Genomic DNA, 1,424 nt, shown 5'->3' on the forward strand with positions numbered 1-1,424 from the left:
GATCGTGTCCCATTGCGTGGTGTAGCTGAGTGTGGGTCACCACGTTCGCCGACCTGGGCCGGATCGGTCAGCTGGCGATAGCCGGGAGGCTGACGGTGGGATCATCGCTCAACGGGGCGATCGTTTCCAGTGTCATGTAGCGGCCGCGCTGGACGGCCCACTCATCGTTCTGTTCGAGCAGGATCGCGCCGATCAGCCGGGTGATGGCGTCCTCATTGGGAAAGATGCCGACCACCTCGGTTCTGCGCTTGATCTCGCCGTTGACGCGTTCGAGCGGATTGGTCGAGTGCAGCTTGGCCCTGTGCGCGGCGGGGAAGCTCATGTAGGCGAGCACGTCGGTCTCGGCCTCATCGAGGAACGCCGCGAGCTTCGGGACCTTGGGGCGGAGTTGGTCGGCAACGCGGCGCCACTGCGCCCGTGCCGCCTCCGCATCGTCCTGGGCAAAGGCGGTGGCAATGAAAGCGGAGACGACGCGCCGCCCGCTCTTGCCGGCATGCGCCAGCGCGTTGCGCATGAAGTGCACGCGGCAACGCTGCCAAGTGGCATTGAGCACCTTGCTGACGGTGGCCTTGATGCCCTCGTGGGCGTCGGACACAACCAGCTTGACGCCGCGCAGGCCGCGCCGCGCGAGCTTGCGCAGGAACGCGGTCCAGAACGTCTCGGCCTCGGACGGGCCGATGTCCATGCCAAGCACCTCGCGGCGGCCGTCGCTGTTGACGCCGACCGCGATGATCACCGCGACCGAAACGATCCGCCCGTTCTGGCGTACCTTCACGTAGGTGGCGTCGATCCACAAATACGGCCAGTCGCCCTCGATCGGACGGGCGAGGAACGCCTTCACCTTGTCGTCGATCTCACCACACAACCGCGAGACCTGGCTCTTGGAGATACCGCTCATCCCCATTGCCTGCACCAGATCGTCGACCGAGCGGGTCGAGACGCCCTGCACGTAGGCCTCCTGCACCACCGCGGTCAGCGCCTTCTCGGCCATGCGGCGCGGCTCCAGGAAGCCCGGGAAGTAGGAGCCTTTGCGCAGCTTGGGGATACGCAGCTCGACCGCGCCGGCGCGGGTCTCCCAGATCCGGTCGCGGTAGCCGTTGCGCTGGGCCAGCCGCTCGGGGCTCTTCTCGCCGTAGGCCGCTCCGGTCTGGCCTTCGACCTCCAGCTCCATCAGCCGTTGGGCGGCAAAGCCGATCATCTCGCGCAACAGATCGGCATCAGGGGTCTTCTCCACGAGCGTGCGCAGGTTCATCATCTCGTCGGTCATCGGTGGTTCCTCGAATCAGGTTGGTGTCAGCAACCCGACCCTATCGGCGAATCATCGATGACCACCGCAAAGCCGCCCGCCCGCTACGGCGCTGTTTGGGGGCGCGCGTGCAGGCGGCTTTGCTCTACCGAGCTACACCATCAGTTGGGACACGACC

General features: G+C 66.2%; 1 protein-coding gene. It reads right to left on the reverse strand.

Features of this window, described 5'->3' with window-relative positions:
* Positions 1–67 precede the first annotated feature (67 nt).
* Positions 68–1,267, reverse strand: coding sequence for an IS256 family transposase (locus XH84_RS31805; RefSeq protein ID WP_128948536.1), 1,200 nt, complete (start codon positions 1,265–1,267; stop codon positions 68–70).
* Positions 1,268–1,424 lie beyond the last annotated feature (157 nt).

The organism is Bradyrhizobium nanningense (genome assembly GCF_004114535.1).
GTDB classification, from domain to species: domain Bacteria; phylum Pseudomonadota; class Alphaproteobacteria; order Rhizobiales; family Xanthobacteraceae; genus Bradyrhizobium; species Bradyrhizobium nanningense.

Coding starts and splice junctions, on each gene's coding strand:
- XH84_RS31805 (WP_128948536.1), bottom strand. CDS start 1,267: ATGACCGACGAGATGATGAACCTGCGCACGCTCGTGGAGAAGACCCCT.